General features: G+C 74.0%; 19 protein-coding genes and 1 pseudogene. 11 read left to right on the plus strand and 9 right to left on the minus strand.

From position 1 onward, the window contains the following. Positions 1–94: 94 nt before the first annotated feature. The 3 genes and pseudogenes from ABZ671_RS24710 to ABZ671_RS24720 all read right to left on the minus strand — a co-directional run. Positions 95–1,291, minus strand: a pseudogene (locus ABZ671_RS24710) (PH domain-containing protein); the annotation flags it as partial. 161 nt (positions 1,292–1,452) lie between these two features. Then, a complete protein-coding gene (locus tag ABZ671_RS24715; protein WP_357862281.1) occupies positions 1,453–1,980 on the minus strand; it encodes a PH domain-containing protein in 528 nt (175 codons plus the stop codon). A gap of 28 nt (positions 1,981–2,008) precedes the next feature. After that, positions 2,009–2,233 (minus strand): hypothetical protein, encoded by a 225-nt coding sequence (locus ABZ671_RS24720; RefSeq protein ID WP_357862283.1) that lies wholly within the window; start codon positions 2,231–2,233, stop codon positions 2,009–2,011. Positions 2,234–2,473: 240 nt separating this feature from the next. Between ABZ671_RS24720 and ABZ671_RS24725 the strand changes: the two genes are divergently transcribed. Genes ABZ671_RS24725 through ABZ671_RS24735 form a run of 3 tightly spaced genes read left to right on the plus strand, consistent with a single transcriptional unit; the run spans position 2,474 to position 5,504 of the window. After that, positions 2,474–3,580 (plus strand): MoxR family ATPase, encoded by a 1,107-nt coding sequence (locus ABZ671_RS24725; protein WP_357862285.1) that lies wholly within the window; start codon positions 2,474–2,476, stop codon positions 3,578–3,580. Next, a complete protein-coding gene (locus ABZ671_RS24730; protein ID WP_357862375.1) occupies positions 3,559–4,557 on the plus strand; it encodes a DUF58 domain-containing protein in 999 nt (332 codons plus the stop codon). The genes ABZ671_RS24725 and ABZ671_RS24730 overlap by 22 nt, the downstream gene beginning before the upstream one ends. Then, positions 4,554–5,504 (plus strand): VWA domain-containing protein, encoded by a 951-nt coding sequence (locus ABZ671_RS24735; RefSeq protein WP_357862287.1) that lies wholly within the window; start codon positions 4,554–4,556, stop codon positions 5,502–5,504. Before ABZ671_RS24730 ends, ABZ671_RS24735 begins: the two co-directional genes overlap by 4 nt. A gap of 458 nt (positions 5,505–5,962) precedes the next feature. Here the strand turns inward: ABZ671_RS24735 and ABZ671_RS24740 are convergent, their stop codons facing one another. The 4 genes from ABZ671_RS24740 to ABZ671_RS24755 form a co-directional block, all read right to left on the minus strand. Beyond that, a complete protein-coding gene (locus tag ABZ671_RS24740) occupies positions 5,963–7,138 on the minus strand; it encodes an acyltransferase family protein (RefSeq protein ID WP_357862289.1) in 1,176 nt (391 codons plus the stop codon). After that, positions 7,135–8,025, minus strand: coding sequence for an alpha/beta hydrolase (locus tag ABZ671_RS24745; RefSeq protein WP_357862291.1), 891 nt, complete (start codon positions 8,023–8,025; stop codon positions 7,135–7,137). The genes ABZ671_RS24740 and ABZ671_RS24745 overlap by 4 nt, the downstream gene beginning before the upstream one ends. 99 nt (positions 8,026–8,124) lie before the next feature. Next, a complete protein-coding gene (locus tag ABZ671_RS24750; protein WP_357862293.1) occupies positions 8,125–8,787 on the minus strand; it encodes a response regulator transcription factor in 663 nt (220 codons plus the stop codon). After that, positions 8,784–10,004: a histidine kinase gene (locus tag ABZ671_RS24755; RefSeq protein WP_357862295.1), complete on the minus strand. Its 1,221-nt coding sequence runs from the start codon at positions 10,002–10,004 to the stop codon at positions 8,784–8,786. The genes ABZ671_RS24750 and ABZ671_RS24755 overlap by 4 nt, the downstream gene beginning before the upstream one ends. Positions 10,005–10,156: 152 nt before the next feature. Here ABZ671_RS24755 and ABZ671_RS24760 point away from each other — a divergent pair, with 152 nt between their 5' ends. From ABZ671_RS24760 to ABZ671_RS24780, 5 genes are all read left to right on the plus strand, one after another. Continuing rightward, a complete protein-coding gene (locus ABZ671_RS24760; protein ID WP_357862297.1) occupies positions 10,157–10,861 on the plus strand; it encodes a beta-ketoacyl-ACP reductase in 705 nt (234 codons plus the stop codon). 20 nt (positions 10,862–10,881) lie between these two features. Continuing rightward, positions 10,882–11,649 carry an enoyl-ACP reductase FabI gene (gene fabI / locus ABZ671_RS24765; protein ID WP_357862299.1) on the plus strand — a complete coding sequence of 256 codons (768 nt, stop codon included), beginning with the start codon at positions 10,882–10,884 and terminating at the stop codon, positions 11,647–11,649. A gap of 111 nt (positions 11,650–11,760) precedes the next feature. Then, positions 11,761–12,786, plus strand: a complete 1,026-nt coding sequence (locus tag ABZ671_RS24770) for a ferrochelatase (RefSeq protein ID WP_357862302.1) — start codon at positions 11,761–11,763, stop codon at positions 12,784–12,786. 35 nt (positions 12,787–12,821) lie between these two features. Next, the gene (locus ABZ671_RS24775) at positions 12,822–13,601 is read left to right on the plus strand and encodes an HAD-IIA family hydrolase (RefSeq protein WP_357862304.1); all 780 of its coding nucleotides are present in this window, start codon (positions 12,822–12,824) and stop codon (positions 13,599–13,601) included. Between the two features lie 115 nt (positions 13,602–13,716). Further along, positions 13,717–14,298: a Uma2 family endonuclease gene (locus ABZ671_RS24780; protein WP_357862306.1), complete on the plus strand. Its 582-nt coding sequence runs from the start codon at positions 13,717–13,719 to the stop codon at positions 14,296–14,298. 46 nt (positions 14,299–14,344) lie between these two features. Here the strand turns inward: ABZ671_RS24780 and ABZ671_RS24785 are convergent, their stop codons facing one another. After that, positions 14,345–15,139, minus strand: coding sequence for a hypothetical protein (locus ABZ671_RS24785; protein ID WP_357862308.1), 795 nt, complete (start codon positions 15,137–15,139; stop codon positions 14,345–14,347). A 218-nt stretch (positions 15,140–15,357) separates the two neighbouring features. On the opposite strand from ABZ671_RS24785, the gene ABZ671_RS24790 reads away from it, so the two are divergent. After that, complete coding sequence (locus ABZ671_RS24790) at positions 15,358–16,146, plus strand: DUF3097 domain-containing protein (RefSeq protein WP_357862377.1); 789 nt, start codon at positions 15,358–15,360, stop codon at positions 16,144–16,146. Between the two features lie 206 nt (positions 16,147–16,352). Continuing rightward, positions 16,353–16,970 carry a MarR family winged helix-turn-helix transcriptional regulator gene (locus ABZ671_RS24795; protein ID WP_357862310.1) on the plus strand — a complete coding sequence of 206 codons (618 nt, stop codon included), beginning with the start codon at positions 16,353–16,355 and terminating at the stop codon, positions 16,968–16,970. Here ABZ671_RS24795 and ABZ671_RS24800 read toward each other — a convergent pair. Further along, complete coding sequence (locus ABZ671_RS24800) at positions 16,958–18,271, minus strand: serine hydrolase domain-containing protein (protein WP_357862312.1); 1,314 nt, start codon at positions 18,269–18,271, stop codon at positions 16,958–16,960. The two genes, ABZ671_RS24795 and ABZ671_RS24800, sit on opposite strands and share 13 nt — an antisense overlap. A gap of 92 nt (positions 18,272–18,363) precedes the next feature. Between ABZ671_RS24800 and ABZ671_RS24805 the strand changes: the two genes are divergently transcribed. Next, positions 18,364–18,837 (plus strand): NfeD family protein, encoded by a 474-nt coding sequence (locus ABZ671_RS24805; protein WP_357862314.1) that lies wholly within the window; start codon positions 18,364–18,366, stop codon positions 18,835–18,837. Positions 18,838–18,842 lie beyond the last annotated feature (5 nt).

Genomic DNA, 18,842 nt, shown 5'->3' on the forward strand with positions numbered 1-18,842 from the left:
AACTCGCGGGCGAGCTCGCTCTTGCCGACGCCGGCACCGCCCGTGAGGGTGACCGGGCCGCTGCTGTCGGTCAGCCGGTCGCGGAGCCGTTCCAGCCCGACCCGCCGGCGGTGTCGGCGTGTACCGTGGCCAGCCGCAGCCGCCGCTGCACCGGGCCCTGGGTCACCCGCACGCTCTGGATCCGGGCGTACGGCACCAGCGTCATCCGGCGGGTCAGCAGCCCGGACCGGGCGACGAAGACCTGCTCGTCCAGACCGGCGCCGACCGCGGTGCGGGTCAGCGGGCGCAGCCAGCGGGCCCGCGCCGGCGGCGGTGTCGTGGGCAGCGCCGCCAGCCGTACGCCGGCCAGCACCTCCGCGACGATCAACTCGGCCGCCGGCGCGTCGCCGACCGGCAGCAGCCGGTCCGGCCGGTTCCGGTCGTCCGGCTCGCCGGTCGAGTAGCCGGCCACCTCCAGCCGCAGCCGCAGCCAGCCCTTCATCCGCCACAGCAACGGCCAGGTGACGCCGACGGTCTGCACCCGGTGCAGCGGCACGGTCTGCACCCTGGTCTCCAGCAGGCCGCGGCGGACCCGCAGCGTGTCGTCGTCCCGGTCGAGCCCGAAGCTCCAGTCGTCGAGCACCCGGCGAGCCGGATGCAGCAGCACGCCCGCCATCGCGGTCAGGGTGCTGGCGAGCGCGATGAACGACCAGGACCCCGCGGTGAGGAACTGCACCACCACGAAGGCCACGCCGAACGGAAGCAGGAACGCCTGCGGGGTGAGCAGCTGGCTGACCAGCAGGTCCTCCTTGCGTACGGTGTGCAGTCGGCGCCCGGCCGGCGCAGGCGTGGGCGCGGGCGGCTCGCCGACGGCGGGCGGGGTGGCGGTCTCGCGCGCGCGGCCGGCCACCGCGAGCAGCCGCTGACGCAGCGCGGTGGCTTCCGCCACGCTCAGGTACGCCAGCGGCGCCTCGGTCTTGCCCCCGCCGACCACCTCCAGCCGCAGCTCGGCCAGCCCGGTGAGCTGCGCGAGCAGCGGCCGGACCACCTCCACGGCCTGCAGCCGTTCCAACGGGATCGCCCGGGTACGCCGCCAGATCAGCCCCTCGTGCACCCGCAGCTCTCGGCCCACCAGGTGGTAGCCGGTGTTCCACCAGCTGATCACGGACAGCACGGTGGCGCCGAGGGCGAAGATCGCGACCAGCAGGGCGAACCAGCCGAACCCGACCCGGGACAGCGTCGACCAGGAGAGACCGGCGATCACCACGACCAGCGACTTGGCGCCGTGCAGTGCCGGGCTGAGCGGGTGCAGCCGCCGCCGCGGCTCCTCCCCGGCCGGCGGGGACGGGACCGGATACGTCGGCCAGCCGGGGCCGGCGTCGGCCGGTGCCGGTGGCCACCCGGTCGGGGGACGGTCGTCGGCGCCCGGGTACGGCGGTGGGAGGCCGGGCCCTGGGTCGGCCGGGCCGTGGCTCACAAGCCCTCCGCCCGGTCCTCGCCGAGCGCGGTCAACCGGTCGCGCAGCCGGGACGCCTCGGCCGGGCGCAGGCCGGGCACCCGGGCGTCGCTCGCCGCCGCGGCCGTGTGCAACTGCACGGTGGCCAGGTCGAACGCGCGCTCGAGCGGCCCGGCGGTGACGTCGACGAACTGCATTCGCGCGTACGGCACGATGGACAGCCGCCGCACCAGCAGCCCGTGCCGGACGAGCAGGTCGTTCTCCCGTTCGGCGTAGCCCCAGGCGCGCACCGCCCGGACGATGGTGACGGTGCGCCAGGCCGCCAGCAGCAGCACCACGCCGAGGGCGGCGCCGGGCAGCCAGTGACCGGTTAGGGCCCAGGCCACGGCGAGCACCACCAGCACGACGGCGAGCAGGATGCCGAGCCGGATCAGCTCGACCCAGATCAGGTCGCGGGAGATCGGCTGCCACCGGACGGTGTCCGGCCAGGGCTCGAGGGCGCTGGTCGGGCTCGGCGCTCGGCCGGCGAGGTCGTCACCGTTCACCGGAGTGGTCCCTGCGGTCGCTCACCCCTCAGAGGGTAGGCGATTCCGGCAGCGCCACCACCTCGCGGAGAAAGCCACGCGCGTCGAGGAATGCGCCGAGTGATTCCCGGTGCCCTCCGCAGGCCAGCCAGGTCTTGCGCCGGTCGGCGTCGTGCAGGCGGGGATTGTTCCAGCGCAACGCCCAGCCGGCGGTGGCGCGACACCCCCGCGCGGAGCAGATCAGGGGCTCACCGGTGGGGGTGGGAATGGTCACCGGGCCGAGTCTAGGGTCGCGCTCCGGGAGGTTTAGCGCCGGGCGGCCACGGGGGGAGCCGCCCGGCGACGGGGTGAATCGTACACATGCCGGACCCCTGGTTGTCCACCCGTGTTCATCGTTTTCCGCGGGGCGGGACGGCGTGGCGAAAATCGTCCCTCTCCCACCCTCTGCTCCCAGCCGAGCATGACAGTCTGGATAGGCACCACGCCGCGATGACGACCATGCTGTGGAGGACCGGTGGCCCAGCCGACCACGCCCGACGCCCCGAACCCGATCGAGGCCCTGCCGAGCGGGGTGCCGCCGGCGACCACCACCCCGGCCCAGGACGCCACCCTGCTGGAACGGGCGCTGTTCGAGATCAAGCGGGTAATCGTCGGCCAGGACCGGATGGTCGAGCGGATGTTCGTCGCCCTGCTCGCTCGGGGGCACTGCCTGCTGGAGGGGGTGCCCGGCGTGGCCAAGACCCTCGCCGTGGAGACCCTGGCGAAGGTGGTCGGCGGGTCGTTCGCCCGGGTGCAGTTCACCCCGGACCTGGTGCCGGCCGACATCATGGGCACCCGGATCTATCGGCAGTCCAGCGAGAAGTTCGACGTCGAGCTGGGCCCGGTTTTCGTGAACTTCCTGCTCGCCGACGAGATCAACCGGGCGCCGGCGAAGGTGCAGTCGGCGCTGCTGGAGGTGATGAGCGAGCACCAGGTGTCGATCGGCGGGGAGACCCATCGGGTGCCGGACCCGTTCCTGGTGATGGCGACGCAGAACCCGATCGAGCAGGAGGGGGTCTATCCGCTGCCGGAGGCGCAGCGGGACCGCTTCCTCATGAAGATCGTGGTGGGTTACCCGACCGACGCCGAGGAGCGGGAGATCGTCTACCGAATGGGTGTCGCGCCGCCCGAGCCGGCCCGGGTCTTCGACACACCGGACCTGATCGCGCTTCAGCGCAAGGCCGACCAGGTCTTCGTGCACAACGCGCTGGTCGACTACGCGGTCCGGCTGGTGCTGGCCACCCGCGCGCCCGCCGAGCACGGCATGCCGGATGTGGCGCAGCTCATCCAGTACGGCGCCAGCCCACGCGCCTCGCTCGGCCTGGTCCGGGCCACCCGGGCGCTGGCGCTGCTGCGGGGCCGGGACTACGCGCTGCCGCAGGACGTGCAGGACATCGCCCCGGACATCCTGCGCCACCGGCTGGTGCTCAGCTACGACGCGCTCGCCGACGACGTGCCGGCCGACCATGTCGTGCACCGGGTGATGTCGACCATCCCGTTGCCGTCGGTCGCGCCTCGGCAGCAGGCCACCCCGCCACCGGCCGTCCCGCAGGGGCCCGGCTGGCCCGGGCAGCGGCCGTGACCCCACCCACTCGGCTGCCGGCCACCGGCGACCGCTCCGGGGCCGTCCTCGCCCGGCTGCAGCTGATGGTCACCCGCAAGCTCGACGGGCTGCTCCAGGGCGACTACGCCGGGCTGCTGCCCGGCCCGGGCAGCGAGGCGGGGGAGTCCCGGGAGTACCGCCCCGGCGACGACGTGCGCCGGATGGACTGGCCGGTCACCGCGCGGACCACGCTGCCGCATGTTCGGCGTACGGTGGCCGACCGGGAGTTGGAGACCTGGCTGGCGGTGGACCTGTCGGCGAGCCTGGACTTCGGCACCGGGCGGTGGCTCAAGCGGGACGTGGTGGTCGCCGCCGCGGCCGCCCTGGCGCACCTGACCGTCCGGGGCGGCAACCGGATCGGCGCGGTGGTCGGCACGGGCGGTCCCGTGCCCGCGCGGGCCGGCCGGTGGCGGGGCGAGGCTCCGGCCCCCGGGCCGGGGACGCTGCTGCGGCTGCCCGCCCGGGCCGGCCGCAAGGAGGCGCAGGGGCTGCTGCGGGCGATCGCCGGGACCGAGATCCGCCCGGGCCGCAGCGATCTCGGGGCGCTGGTCGACATGCTCAACCGGCCGCCGCGCCGGCGTGGCGTGGCGGTGGTGATCTCCGACTTCCTCGCGCCGCCGCAGCAGTGGGGCCGGCCGGTCCGTAAGCTGCGGGTCCGGCACGACGTGCTGGCGATCGAGGTGGTCGACCCGCGCGAGCTGGAGCTGCCCGACGTGGGGGTGTTGCCGGTGGTGGACCCGGAGACGGGAGAGCTGCACGAGGTGCAGACCGCCGACCCGGGCCTGCGCCGCCGGTACGCCGAGGCGGCGACCGTTCAGCGCGCGGCCATCGCCGCCGAGCTGCGGGCCGCCGGCGCGGCCCACCTGCGCTTGCGCACCGACCGAGACTGGCTGCTGGACATGGTGCGGTTCGTCGCCGCGCAGCGGCACGCCCGGACCCGAGGGACGACCAGATGATCCGTTTTCTGCAACCGTGGTGGCTGTTGGCCGTGCTGCCGGTGCTCGCCCTGGCCGCCGCGTACGTCTGGCGGCAGCTGCACCGGCGGGCGTACGCGATGCGGTTCACCAACGTCGACCTGCTGCGTACCGTGGCGCCCAAGGGCCTGGGCTGGCGGCGGCACGCGGCGGCCACCGCGTTCCTGCTCTGCCTGCTGGTGCTGGCCACCGCGCTGGCTCGGCCGGCGGTGGACACCCGGGAACCCCTCGAACGGGCCACCGTGATGCTCGCCATCGACGTGTCGCTGTCGATGCAGGCCGACGACGTCGCGCCGACCCGGCTGGAGGCGGCGCAGGAGGCGGCCAAGCAGTTCGTCGGGGAGCTGCCGGCAAGCTACAACGTCGGGCTGGTGTCGTTCGCCAAGTCGGCGAACGTGCTGGTCGCGCCGTCCAAGGATCGGGCGGCGGTGGTGACCGCCATCGACGGTCTCGTGCTGGCGGAGGCGACCGCCACCGGGGAGGCGGTCTTCACCTGCCTGGAGGCGATCCGTTCGGTGCCCGCCGACGGTACGGCCGGTATTCCGCCGGCCCGGATCGTGCTGCTCTCCGACGGCTACCGCACCGCCGGCCGGTCGGTCGAGGAGGCGGCAGCCGCGGCGCAGGCGGCCAACGTGCCGGTATCCACCATCGCGTTCGGCACCGACTCCGGCACTGTGGACATCGGTGGCCAGCTCCAGCGGGTGCCGGTGGACCGGACTGCGCTGTCGGAGCTGGCGGAGACCACCCGGGGCTACTTCTACGAGGCCGCCTCGGTGAGCGAGCTCAAGCGGGTCTACCAGGACATGGGCAGCTCGATCGGGTACCGGACCGAGCCGCGCGAGATCATCCAGTGGTACGCGGGGGTAGCGCTGCTGTTCGCCCTCTGCGCCGGCGCACTGAGCCTGCTCTGGTCGTCCCGCCTGGTCTGAGGCGGGACGACCCGGGGTGGCTGGCCCGGGGTCAGTGACCGCCGGTCAGGACGAAGAGGACGGCCACCCAGACGGCGGCGAGGGTGAAGCCCAGCGGGGCGACGTAACGGCTCATGGGACTGCTCCGTGGCGACGGCGTTCCGGGCTCGACGACCGGACCGCGGGGGGTGGATCAGGGTGTACGCACACGAGAGTCGTGACCGGGGTGCTCCTCCACGGCAGCCGGATGGGCCGCACAGCACGATCGCCCCGACCAATGGGCGGGGAGATGGGTGATGCGGAGGCGCGGGAAGCTGGGTCAGCTCAGCGACTAAGCCGTGGCTCAGCGGGGCTGACGGTGGGCCCGGCCACGACTAGGAGGATCGCTATCTCGCACAGCGATCACCTCCTGCGGTCGGCGGGGCTCCGAAAGCGGGCGTGCAGCGGCCCGCAAGACGCGAACAGCATACACCCGCACCTCACCGTCCCGCACCCGGCCGACCGGCCGGCCCCGCTCCGCCGATGGGCCGGCCGGCACCGGCTCGGGATGACGACCCGACGGGTCCCCGCCGCGGCGTCACCAGCACGGCCAGGACCAGGGTGAACAGCGGCAGCCAGCAGATCCGGGCGGCCAACCAGCCGAGTCCGGCCGGCGCGGTGTGCAGCCCCGGCAGCGCCCGGCCGAGGTGCACGGCGAGCGCGGTCACCGTGACCAGCACCGGCTGGTGCCACAGATAGATCCCCATCGCCTCCCGGTTGACCGCGGCCACCAGCCGAGCCGGCCGAGGCCGGTCCAGCAGCCGGGCCAGCGCCGGCCGGGCCAACAGCGCGAGGCCGACCTGGCCCACGCCCAGCGCGACGGCGAACAGCGACGGCGGGTTCAGGTTGGACACACCCGCGCCGGGCACTCCCACGGCGCTGGCCGGGTAGCCGAGCGCGACCAGCCCGACGAGCGTCACGCCGCCGGCCGCGGCGAGCCCCGCGGCCGGGCGGGGGCCGACCAGCCGCCCGTCGGCGTGCGCGACCCCGAGCAGCCAGGGCACCGCCCAGGCGGCCAGCAGGGCGACCGGCAGCCGCCCGGGCGCCGCCGGCAGCAGCCGGGCCGCCAGGTCGGCCGCGGCCACCGCGGCCACCGCCGGGGCGGCACAACGCAGCGGGCCCCAGCGGCGTACGGCCGCCCGCAGCGGCCCGGTCAGCGCGGAGAGCGCCACCAGCGGCAGCAGGAACCACAGCGGACTGGCCGCCAGCGTGACCGCAACTCCGAGGGTGTCGTCCGGGGTGCCCAGGACGATCGCGGCCAGCAGCACCCCGGAGCCGACGCCGAGCAGCGCCAACGCCGGACGCAGCAGCCGGCCCAGCCGGCGGGCCAGCCAGCGGCCGGTGCCGTGCGGGTAGCCGGCCAGCGACCGGGTGGCCGCGTACCCGGCGGTGAAGAAGAACAGCCCGAGGGTCTGCAGCAGCCAGGTGGCCGGGGCCAGGCCCGGCAGCGCGGTCAGCGGGCTGGCCGCGCGCAGCGTCCCGTCAGCGGCCACCACCAGGGCGGTGACCAACCAGTGCCCGAGCACCACACCGCCGATCGCGTACGCCCGCAGCGCGTCGATCACCCGGTCCCGGCCCATCGGGGCTCGCAGGCCCGGCTCACTCCTCGCGCTCACGGTGCCACCGTCCCGGGGGCGGCGGCGAGCACGACCGACGCCACCGCGCCCGTCGTGACACTGCCCGGCGCCAGGTAGCCGTCGTGGCCGGTCACTCCCGTGGTGGGCAGCGGCCGCGCGCCGAAGGCCGGATTGCCGGGGCGGGCGCCGTGCCCCAGGCCGGGCAGCCGCACCTGCGGCACCCGGCGGATCCAGTCGGTGGGCGCCTCCGCCGCCCAGATCCGCACCCGGCCCAGGTCGTCGGCCCGGTCCACGCCGACGCCTACCCCGCCGAGCGTCACCACGTCGGTCACCCCGGCCGGCGACCGGCGGGCGGCGAGTCCGACGACCAGCGCCCCGTAACTGTGCCCGACCAGCGTCATCGTGGCGTTCGGGCGGCGGTCGGCGAGCACCCGCAGCTGGGCCTGGAGCGCGGCGGCTCCGCGGCGGGCCGCGGTCGCCCCGGCCCCGGCCGGCACCCCGTTCGGCGGGTGGTAGCCGAGCCAGATCAGCACCGCGACCCGGACGTCCGGTGCGGCGGCACGCAGCGCCTCGTACAGTTCGGCACCCTGCCGGGCCGGCGCCCGCCTCGCCACGCCGCCCAGCCCCCGGTCGAAGTCGCGCAGCGTGCTGCCCACCCCGGGGACCAGCACCGCGATCCGGTCGGCGGTGGCCAGGTCGCCGAGCACCTCCACGGCGAGGCCGTCGCGCGGATCGAAGACCAGGAACCGTCGGCCGGCCGCGGCCCAGCCCCCGTACGGCGGTCCGGCCGCCCGCAGCCGCGCCGCGACCAGCGGATACGCCTCGACATACGCGGCCGCCGCCACCGGGACGGGCCGGTCCGGCAGCAGCAGGCCGAGGCCGAGCAGCACGGTCAGCGCCGCCCGGACGGGTCGGTTCCAGTGCATCGTCGTCTCCCTCCGGATGTCTGTCCGGCGGAAGCGTGCGGCGTAGACGGGTCGAAGATCGTCACCCCGTGGGGTGGTTCCCGGCGTGCCACCCGGGAGCTATTCGCCGGCGGCGACCAGACCGGTCTCGTACGCGATGACCACGGCCTGGGCGCGGTCGCGGAGCTGGAGCTTGGCCAGGATCCGCCCGACGTGGGTCTTGACCGTCTGCTCGGCGACCACCAGGTCGGCGGCGATCTCCGCGTTGGAGCGCCCCCGGGCGATCAGGCGCAGCACATCGGTCTCCCGAGGGGTCAGACCGGCCAGGTCGCTCGGGCGGGGCCGGCGGTGCCCGGGCCGGGCGGCGAACTCGGCGATCAGCCGGCGGGTCACGGCCGGCGCGAGCAGCGCGTCCCCGGCCGCCACCACGCGCACGGCGTGCACCAGGTCGGCGGCGGGGGCGTCCTTGAGCAGAAAGCCGCTCGCCCCGGCGCGCAGCGCCTCGTAGACGTAGTCGTCGAGGTCGAAGGTGGTCAGGATGAGCACCCGGGGACGGTCCGCGCGGCGGTCGCCGAGCAGCTGCCGGGTGGCGGCGAGCCCGTCCAGCACCGGCATCCGTACGTCCATCAGCACCACGTCCGGGTCCAGCCGGCGGGCCGCCTCGACCGCCGCCGCGCCGTCGGCGGCGTCCCCGACCACGAGCAGGTCCGGCTGGGCGGCGAGCAATGCGCCGAAGCCCTGCCGGACCATCGCCTGGTCGTCGGCGATCAGCACCCGGATCATCCGTCCCCACCCTCTTCCCCGTACGGCAGCGCCGCGTCGACGGCGTACCCGCCGCCGTCGAGCGGCCCGGCGGCGAACGTACCGCCCAGCGCGAGGGCCCGTTCGCGCATCCCGGTCAGCCCGTGCCCGGCGCCCCGCTCGGCGGTGGTCGGGCCGGCCGGGCCGGCGGTGTTCTCGACCCGGACCGTCAGGACCAGCGGCCCCGGGCGCACGCTGACCCGTACCGCCGAACCGGGCGCGTGGCGGGCGACGTTCGCCAGTCCCTCCTGCACGATCCGGTACGCGGCCAGCCCGACCGGCGCGGGCGTCCCGGCGGCCGGCGCGGGGGCGTCCAGGGTGACCGTGAGGCCGGCCCGGCGGGCGGCCGCCACCATCGCCGGAACGTCGGCCAGGCCGGGCTGCGGCGCGGTCTGCGGGCCGGCCGACTCGCTGCGCAGCACGCCGAGCAGGCGGCGCATGTCGGTCAGCGCCGCGCGGGCCGAGCCGGCGATGGCCTCGAACTCGGCGCGGGCGCCGTCCGGCACGTCGGCGAGGCGGTACGGCGCGGTCTCCGCCTGCACGGCGATCATCGACATGTGGTGGGCGACCACGTCGTGCAGTTCCCGGGCGATCCGGGTGCGTTCCTCCAGCACCGCCCGGCGTTCCTGCTCCCGCTCACTGACCTCGGTCTGCTCGGCCAGCGCCCGGCGGCCGGCGCGGTTGCCGCGGACCAGGTCGCCGAGCACCAGCAACGTCACGAGCAGCAGCACGACGCCGGCCAGGTTGCTGGGCCGGACCAGGGCGACCACCGGCGTCATGGTGATCAGACCCACCCAGAGCAGCGCCGGCCGGTCCACCCGGGCCGCCACCACCAGCAGCACCAGCAGCGACCCGAGCACCAGAACCGGGTTCCACGGCCAGGCCTGGGCGGGTGGCGCGTTGAACGTGCAGGTGCACAGGGCCACGACGGTGAGCCGCCAGGCCAGCAGCGGACGCCAGAGCAGGGTGAGCAGCGGCGCGACGGTCAGCGTGGCGAAGAGGATCGCGACAGCCTGGGGCAGGTGCCGGCCGGTCTCCTCGGCCAGGGTGGCGGCGAACAGGCCGACCACCGCGAGCAGGCTCGCGTACCGGAGCAGCCGGGGCCAGCGCTCCAGCGGCGGCCGGACGGGTGGGACGTCCGGGCCGGCGACGACCCGGCGCAGCGCCGGCCACCAGGTTCCGACCCACGATTGCTCCATCAGCGGCAGCGTACGGGTCGGCCCCGTCGACGTCGTCCCGCCGCAGGGTGAGGTCCGGCGTCATACCCCGGTGCGACCCGCTCGCGTTAGCGCTTACCTGCCGGTAACCCCTAGGCTCCGACCGGCGAGATCAGCTGAGCAGAGGGGGAACCGTGGCCCGTACCGTGCTGGTGACCGGCGGAAACCGGGGGATCGGCCTGGCCATCGCGCAGGCGTTCGCCAAGCAGGGCGACCGGGTGGCGGTGACCCACCGTAGCGGCGACGCCCCGGAGGGGCTGTTCGGCGTGAAATGCGACGTGACCGACGCCGAGTCGCTCGACGCCGCGTTCACCGCGATCGAGGCCGAGCTGGGCCCGGTCGAGGTGCTGGTCGCCAACGCTGGCATCACCGACGACACGCTGCTGATGCGGATGTCCGAGGAGCAGTTCACCCGGGTGCTCGACACCAACCTGACCGGCACGTTCCGCTGCGCCAAGCGGGCCTCGACGAAGATGCTCCGGGCCCGGTGGGGCCGGATGATCTTCATCTCGTCGGTGATCGGCCTCTCCGGCGGAGCCGGTCAGGTCAACTACGCGGCCAGCAAGGCCGGCCTGGTCGGCGTGGCCCGCTCGATCACCCGCGAGCTGGGCAGCCGTAACATCACCGCCAACGTGGTCGCGCCCGGCTTCATCGACACCGACATGACCGCAGTGCTGCCCGAGGACCGCAAGGCGGAGATCCGCAAGTCGATCCCGGCGGGCCGGATGGCCAGCCCCGAGGAGGTCGCCGGTGTGGTCACCTGGCTCGCCTCGGACGCGGCCGGGTACATCTCCGGCGCCGTCATCCCGGTCGACGGCGGCCTGGGCATGGGTCACTGAGAACACGGAGGAATTGCGCAATGTCCGGACTCCTGGCCGGTAAGCGGCTGCTGGTCACCGGCGTCATCACCGACGCCTCGATCGCCTTCTCCGTGGCGAAGCTCGCCCAGGAGAACGGCGCCCAGGTCGTGCTCACCGGCTACGGCCGGCTCTCCCTGGTCGAGCGGATCGCCAAGCGGCTCCCCGAGCCGGCCCCCGTGATCGAGCTGGACGTGACGAACCCGGAGCACCTCGCCGGGCTGGCCGACAAGGTGCGCGAACACGTCGACGGCCTGGACGGGGTGGTGCACTCGATCGGTTTCGCCCCGCAGAGCTGCCTCGGTGGCGGCTTCCTCGACGCGCCGTGGGAGGACGTGGCCACCGCGGTCCACGTCTCGACGTACTCGTACAAGTCCCTGGCCATGGCGGCGCTGCCGCTGATGTCGGCGGGCGGCGCGGTGGTCGGCCTCACCTTCGACGCCACCAAGGCCTGGCCGGTGTACGACTGGATGGGCGTGGCCAAGGCCGGGCTGGAGTCCGCCTCCCGCTACCTGGCGCTGCACCTGGGCAAGCAGGGCATCCGCAGCAACCTGGTCGCCGCCGGCCCGCTGCGCACCATCGCCGCCAAGTCCATCCCCGGCTTCGAGCAGTTCGAGGACGCCTGGGCCGAGCGGGCCCCGCTCGGCTGGAACCTCACCGACCAGGAGCCCGCCGCCCGGGCGTGCCTGGCGCTGCTGTCGGACTGGTTCCCCGCCACCACCGGCGAGATCGTCCACGTCGACGGCGGCTACCACGCCATCGGTGCCTGAGGTGTAAGGAAAGGCCCCTTCTTAACGTCTCCGGTAGAGGAGGGGCCCCTGTTAACGCCTCGGCCCGGGGCCGTTGCCGGGCCGTCACGGCCGTCGGGGGACAATGGGGCCATGGCGTACGACGCGTTGGTGCTGGTCTCCTTCGGCGGCCCGGAGCGGCCCGAGGACGTGCGGCCCTTCCTGCAGAACGTGACCCGAGGGCGGGGCGTGCCGCCGGAACGGCTCGACGAGGTGGTCCAGCACTACCTGCACTTCGGCGGGGTGTCCCCGATCAACCAGCAGTGCCGGGAGCTGCTTGCGGCGATCCGCGCCGACTTCGCCGCCAACGGCGTCGACCTGCCGGTCTACTGGGGCAACCGGAACTGGGACCCGATGCTCGCCGACACCGTGGCCCTGATGCGTGACGACGGCGTCAGGCGGGCCCTCGCCTTCGTCACCAGCGCGTACGGTGGCTATTCCTCCTGTCGGCAATACCAGGAGGACATCGCCGCGGCGCGGGCCGCGGTCGGCCCGGACGCCCCGGTGATCGAGAAGCTGCGCCAGTTCTGGGACCACCCCGGTTTCGTCCAGCCGCACGCCGACGCGGTGCGCGCGGCGCTGGCCCAGCTCGACCCGGCCCGGCGGGACAGCACCCGGCTGGTCTTCACCGCCCACTCCATCCCCACCTCGATGGCCGTCACCGCCGGCCCGCACGGCGGCCGATACACCGCGCAACTGGAGGAGACCGCCCGGCTGGTGCACGCCGCCGCCGCGCCGGACCTGCCGTACGACCTGGTCTGGCAGAGCCGTTCCGGGCCGCCGCAGGTGCCGTGGCTGGAGCCGGACATCAACGACCACCTGGCCACCCTCGCCGGGCAGGGCGTCACCGGTGTGGTGGTCAGCCCGATCGGGTTCGTCTCCGATCACCTCGAGGTGGTCTGGGATCTGGACACCGAGGCCCTGGAGACGGCCAAGCAGCTCGGCCTGGACTACGCCCGCGCCGGCACCCCCGGCACCGACCCGCGGTTCGTGGCGATGGTGCGCGAACTGGTCCTGGAACGCACCACCCCGGACGCCGACCGCCGCCGCCTCGGCGACCTGCCGATCTGGGACACCTGCCCGACGGCGTGCTGCGTGCCCCCGGCCCGCCGCCCCTGAGCCTGGCCGACCTCCGACACCCCTGAGGACGACAAATGCAGGACCGCAAGCCGGTGCAAAGCTGGCTCACCGATATGGACGGCGTGCTGGTGCACGAGGGGCAGCCGGTGCCCGGCGCGCCCGAGTTCATCAAGCGGTTGCGCGCCTCCGGCAAGCCGTTCCTGGTGCTGACCAACAACTCGATCTACACCCCCCGCGACCTGCAGGCCCGGCTCAACCGGATGGGCCTGGACGTGCCGGAGGAGGCGATCTGGTCGTCCGCCCTTGCCACCGCCCAGTTTCTGGCCGACCAGCGGCCGGGCGGCACCGCGTACGCGATCGGTGAGGCCGGCCTGACCACGGCCCTGCACGCGGTGGGGTACGTGCTCAGCGACTTCGCTCCCGACTACGTGGTGCTGGGGGAGACCCGCACCTACAGCTTCGAGGCGATCACCAAGGCGATCCGGCTGATCAACGACGGGGCCCGGTTCATCTGTACCAACCCGGACGCGACCGGCCCGTCGGTCGAGGGCGCGCTGCCGGCCGCCGGCTCGGTGGCCGCGATGATCTCCAAGGCGACCGGGGTGGAGCCGTATTTCGTCGGTAAACCCAACCCGATGATGATGCGTTCGGCGTTGAACACCATCGACGCGCATTCGGAGAGCACCGCGATGATCGGCGACCGGATGGACACGGACATCCTGTGCGGCCTGGAGGCGGGGCTGGAGACGATCCTGGTGTTGACCGGCATCAGTACCCGGGCGGAGGCGGAACGATACCCGTTCCGGCCGTCCCGGATCGTCAACTCGGTCGCCGACCTGATCGACGAGGTCTGAACGGCGCCGACGCCTGCGGGGCAGGCGTCGGTCTCCCGGCGATGCGATGCACGAGCGCCGCCGCTGATCCGGTTAGGCTGGGGCAAACCGGCCCCGACTGCGGGAGGAGACGCACATGAGTGCCGAACCGGTGTTCGAGTGGCCACTGCCACCGCCCGGCGGCTTCACCGCCGAGGACCTGGACCGCATCCCGGATCTCCCGCCGCACACCGAGCTGATCGACGGGAGCCTCGTTGTCGTGAGCCCGCAAAGGGTCTTCCACACCTTGGCCGTTGACCTGCTGCTACACGGGCTGCGCCGGATGGCGCCGAAGGGCCTGCGGGTACGGCGGGAGATGTCGGTGATCCTGGGGCCTCGCCAGCGGCCCGAGCCCGATCTGTTGGTGGTTCAGGCGGGTGCTGAGACGAGCCCGGACCAGACGGCGTACCTGGCGGACGCGGTCGAGCTGGTGGTCGAGGTCGTCTCCCCCGACTCTGAGGAGCGCGACCGGGAACGCAAGCCGCAGCTGTACGCCCAGGCCGGCATCCGGCATTTCTGGCGGGTGGAGGACAGCTCCGGCGGAAAGATCGCCCTGTACGTCTACGAGCTGGACCCGGCGACCCGCACGTACGCCCTGACCGGCATCTACCACGACCGGGTGAAGCTGGCCTTTCCGTTCGAGATTGACCTCGACCTCACCGAGATCGACCAGCTCTGAGCTCGCTGCGCCCGCCGGCCGCCACTTGGTGCGAAGGCCGCCCAGCCTAGGCCGACAGCGGGGCGTTGCAGGCGGCCACCAGGGCCTGCCGGCAGGCGGTGGTGAGTGGGCGCAGCGCCGCGTCGCGCTGCTGTGCCTCGTAAGTGTTCACCGCGCCGCCCGGGGCGCTCTCGCCGGCCAGGGCGAGCACTCGGTCGAGCACCGCCGCGCGGGCGTACAGCCGTCGGGCCCGCGGGTCGAAGCCCGGGGGTAGGTCGGTGGTGCCGTCGGGGCGGCGCAGCGCGGCGAGGGCCCCGGCCAGCTCGGGCCGCCACTGCGCCACGTCGAGCCGGGTCAGCGCGGCGGTCGTCTCGGCGAGCGCGGCGGCCAGTTCGGCCTCCGCCTCGGCCGCGCCGGGCACCGCGAGGGACGCCTTCGGCGCGTCGGCCGGCAGCGGGTACACCCGCCAGAGCACCGTCTCCCAGGTCATGCCCGAGCCGGAGGTGTGGCTGCGTACCTCGGGTACGAGGCCGAGCCCGCTGGCCACCACTGCCTCTCCGGTGAGCAGCGCCGCCCCGGCGAAGTCGCCGGGGCCGGGCAGACCGCGCGGGTCGCCCGGGGCCGGCAGCACCAGGCGGATCTCGTCCGGGGAGTGCTTCGCCAGGCTGGGCAGCGCCTCCCGCAGGGACACGTCGGTCCAGGTGCCGGGGGCGTCGGCGACCAGGTGCTCCTCGTCGCCGGCGATCTCGTCGGCGACTTCGTCGAAGGGCACCAGGCCGGCCCGCCAGGCACGTACCCAGGCAACGAACCGGCTCGACCGGCGCGGAGCCAGCGTGGCCGCGCCCATTGCGGGGGAGGACATGCCGAAAGGGTACGTGCTCCCCACCGCCCCTGTCTCGGCTGCCGCACCACCACCCGTCCGCCCTGCCGATCATGGAGTCGTGGCGCCTGCTTCGCGTCGTCCGCGGCTTTTGTTCGGTGCCACAACTCCATGATCGACAACTGGGGCGGCGCGTCGGCGCGCGGTGGGGCGGGGTGGTGGTTAGCGTGAGTGGCGTGGTGGGGGGATATGGCGGGGACGTGTTGGCGGGGGACTGGCGGCGGCGGAAGGTCGTCCCGGAGGTGGACGCCGAAGCGGACCTGGTCATCGAGGACGCCGACTCCGGGTTCTGCGGCGCGGTGGTCGGTTTCGAGTCCGGCGCGGTGGTGCTGGAGGACCGGCACGGCCGGCGGCGCAACTTCCCGCTGCTGCCCGCCGCGTTCCTGCTCGACGGCCGGCCAGTCACCCTGCGCAAGCCGGTACGCGCTCCGGTGCCGGCGGCCCGGCGGCGTACCGCCTCCGGGTCGGTCGCGGTCGACAACGTCCGGGCCCAGGTGGCCAAGGCTAGCCGGATCTGGGTCGAGGGCATTCACGACGCCGCACTGGTCGAGCGGATCTGGGGCGACGACCTGCGCATCGAGGGCGTGGTGGTGGAACCCCTGGACGGAATCGACGCCCTGGCGGCCGAGGTACGCGCGTTCGACCCCGGCCCGGGCCGGCGGCTCGGCGTGCTCGTCGACCATCTGGTGCCCGGCTCGAAGGAGAGCCGGATCGTGGCGGCCGTGACCTCGCCGCACGTCCTGGTCACCGGCCACCCTTACGTCGACGTGTGGCAGGCGGTCAAGCCGACGGCGCTGGGCATTTCGGCCTGGCCGGTGGTGCCGCCCGGTCGGCCCTGGAAGGAGGGGGTCTGCGCGGCCCTCGGGGTGGCCGAGCCGGCGGACATGTGGCGGCACATCCTGTCCCGGGTCAACAGCTTCGCCGACGTGGAGACGCCGTTGATCAACGCAATGGAGCGGTTGATCGACTTCGTCACCGAGCCCGCGTAGGGGCCGGCTCCGGTCACCGGCGGCGTCAGGCCACCGACAGCAGAGCGTTGGCGCGCGAGGACGACGTTCAGGACCTTCCCCGCGACCGCCAGCTCCGCCTCGGGCAGGTCGCCCCACAGCTTCGGCGTGATCTGGTCGATCGTCGCGCGGACCTCGCGCCACCGCGCCTCTCCCCGTTCGGTGGTGGCGATGGTGTTCCCAGCCGTGTGGACCAGGCCGGCGGCTGTCAGCTCCGCGATGCGCCGTCGGGCATCGGCCTCGTCGACCTTCAGGGCGTCGGAGATCCGCGCCAGGAGCGCGCCGCCGGTCAGGGTGCCGCCGCTGGTGACGGTGAGCGTCAGCGCCACCCACTGCGGCTCGGTGAGGCCGGGGTCAACGCGGAGTTGGCGCGGGTGGCCGCCCGCAAGTGGCACTACGCCGTGCTCGCCACCCTGAACGAGTTCGGCCCGGCCAGCCAGGCGCAGCTCAGCCAGCGGACCGGCATCTACCACAGCGACCTCGTCGCCGTCATCACCGAGCTGACCGGTCGCGGGCAGGTGGAACGCTCGCCCGACCCGGCCGACCGCCGCCGGAACGTCATCACCCTCACCCCGGGAGGGCGCCGGCAGCTCCGCAAACTGGACGAGCTGCTCGCGGACGCGGAGAACGAGGTCTTCGCCCCCCCCCCTGACGCAGCCGGAACGGGAGCAGCTCACTCAACTACTCGCCGCACTGGTGCGCCACCACGGTCCCCACCTGTGAACAAGCGACTCCCGGGGCCGCCGCAGCGCGAGCCCTCGGTCGGGCGGTCGGCGTCACCGGCCGGGACGGCTCACGGCTCCTGATCGGGCGTACGGGTGAAGACGAAGGTGGCGATGTCCAGTGCCACCGGGCGGCCGGACTCGTCGCGGAGCACGGTGAGGAGCTCGCCGTCCTGCGAGCCGGATCGGCCCCGCCAACGGTCCGGGCCCTCGGCGGTGAACCGGAGCACCGGCCGGCCGACCGGGCCGCCCACCAGGTCACCGGCGGGGTCGGGGCGGAACTCGTACTCCAGGCCCATCCACCACCAGCGGCCGGTCAGCTCGGCCACGTCCGCCGCGGGCTCGGCGGCCGGCCGCCACGGGGTGGGCGGGGCCGGCTCGGCGTCCAGCGTCAGGGTGAGCACCTGCCGGGCCAGCTCGACGACGTGGTGGCCGGCGCGCAGCCCGTAGGAGTTGGCGAAGTCGACCACGGCGGTACGGCTGGGTCGGTGCACCGCCAGGCCGGCGACGTATCCGGGCATCGAGCCGCCGTGGCCGACGTACACCCGGTCGCCGACCCGGTAGAGCTCCACGCCGAGGCCGTGCCCGCCGGTCCACGAGTCCAGGTCGCTGATCACCACCGGCGCGCACATCTCGGTGAGCGTGGCCGGGGCGAGCACGTCCGGGGCCGGGTCGGCCAGGAACGCCGCCCAGCGGCCCAGGTCCGCGACGGTCGACCAGAGCTGGCCGGCGGGCGCCATCGCGCCGGTGTCGGTACGGGGTTCCTCGCTCAGCGTGTCGTGCCAGGGGTGCACCACGTAACCCCGGGCGTACGGCTCGGTGGGGTGGTAGGTGGTGCGTCGCATGTTCAAAGGTTCGAGGATGCGCTCCCGGAGCAGCTCGGCCCAGGGGGTCCCGGTGACCCGCTCCAACACCCCGCCGAGCAGCCCGTACGCCAGGTTCGAGTAGTGGTAGACGTGGTGCGGCGGGTGGGAGATCTTCTCCGGCGTCAGTCCGGCGAGCAGGGTGGTCAGGTCGACGCCCTCGCTGCGCTCCCACCACTGCCCGTCCGGTTCGCGCTGCAGGCCGCCGGCGTGCCCGAGCAGCTGGCGCAGGGTGAGCGCGCCGACGGGGGTGCCGGGCAGGTGCTTGTCCAGCGGGTCGTCCAGGGCCAGCCGGCCGGCGTCGCGCTGCTGCATCACCAGCACGGCGGTCATGGTCTTGCTGATCGAGCCGATGCGATACTGCAGGTCGACGTCGGGGGTGGGGTGATCGCCGGCGAACGCGAGGTGGGCGAGGCTGTCATCGCGGATCACCCCGAGGGCGATCGAAGGGCCGCGTCCCTCGGCCTGGGCCCGGGCAACCAGCGCGTCGACCCGTCGGGCGGTCTCCGGCAGCAGCTCCATGATCATCCTCCTCGGCGAGGTCGGCGGGCGCCGCCGAGCTTACCGATCATGGCGGATTCGTGAGATGTGCTTTCGCGTGTCACGATCGGGGGGTGGACGCAGTGCTGTGGATCGTGCTGGGCGTGTTGTTGGCGGTCGCCGAGATCTTCACGACGACGCTTTTTCTGATCATGTTCTCGGCCGGGGCGTTCGCCGCCGCCGGGGCCTCGGCGCTCGGCGCCCCGCTCGAAGTCCAGGCGCTGGCTTTCGCCGTGGTCTCGGTGCTCTGCGTGGCGGTGATCCGGCCGGTCATCCGGCGGCACGCGCAGCCGGCAGGTGAAGGCGACGAGCGGTTGTTCGGGGTTGAGGCGCTCGCGGGGACGACGGCCCTGGTGATGGAGCCGGTCGACGTGGAGGGCGGCCTTGTCAAGATCGGCGGCGAGCTGTGGACCGCTCGGGCGTACGACGCGACGCGATGCTACGCCGTGGGCGAGCACGTGCAGGTGATGAAGGTCCAGGGCGCTACCGCCCTGGTCTGGCAGGACGAGATTTCCACCCCGGGCGGACTGCCCGAAGCGAAAAGGTGAACGAT

This window comes from Micromonospora sp. NPDC006766, from assembly GCF_040636055.1.
GTDB lineage: Bacteria > Actinomycetota > Actinomycetes > Mycobacteriales > Micromonosporaceae > Micromonospora.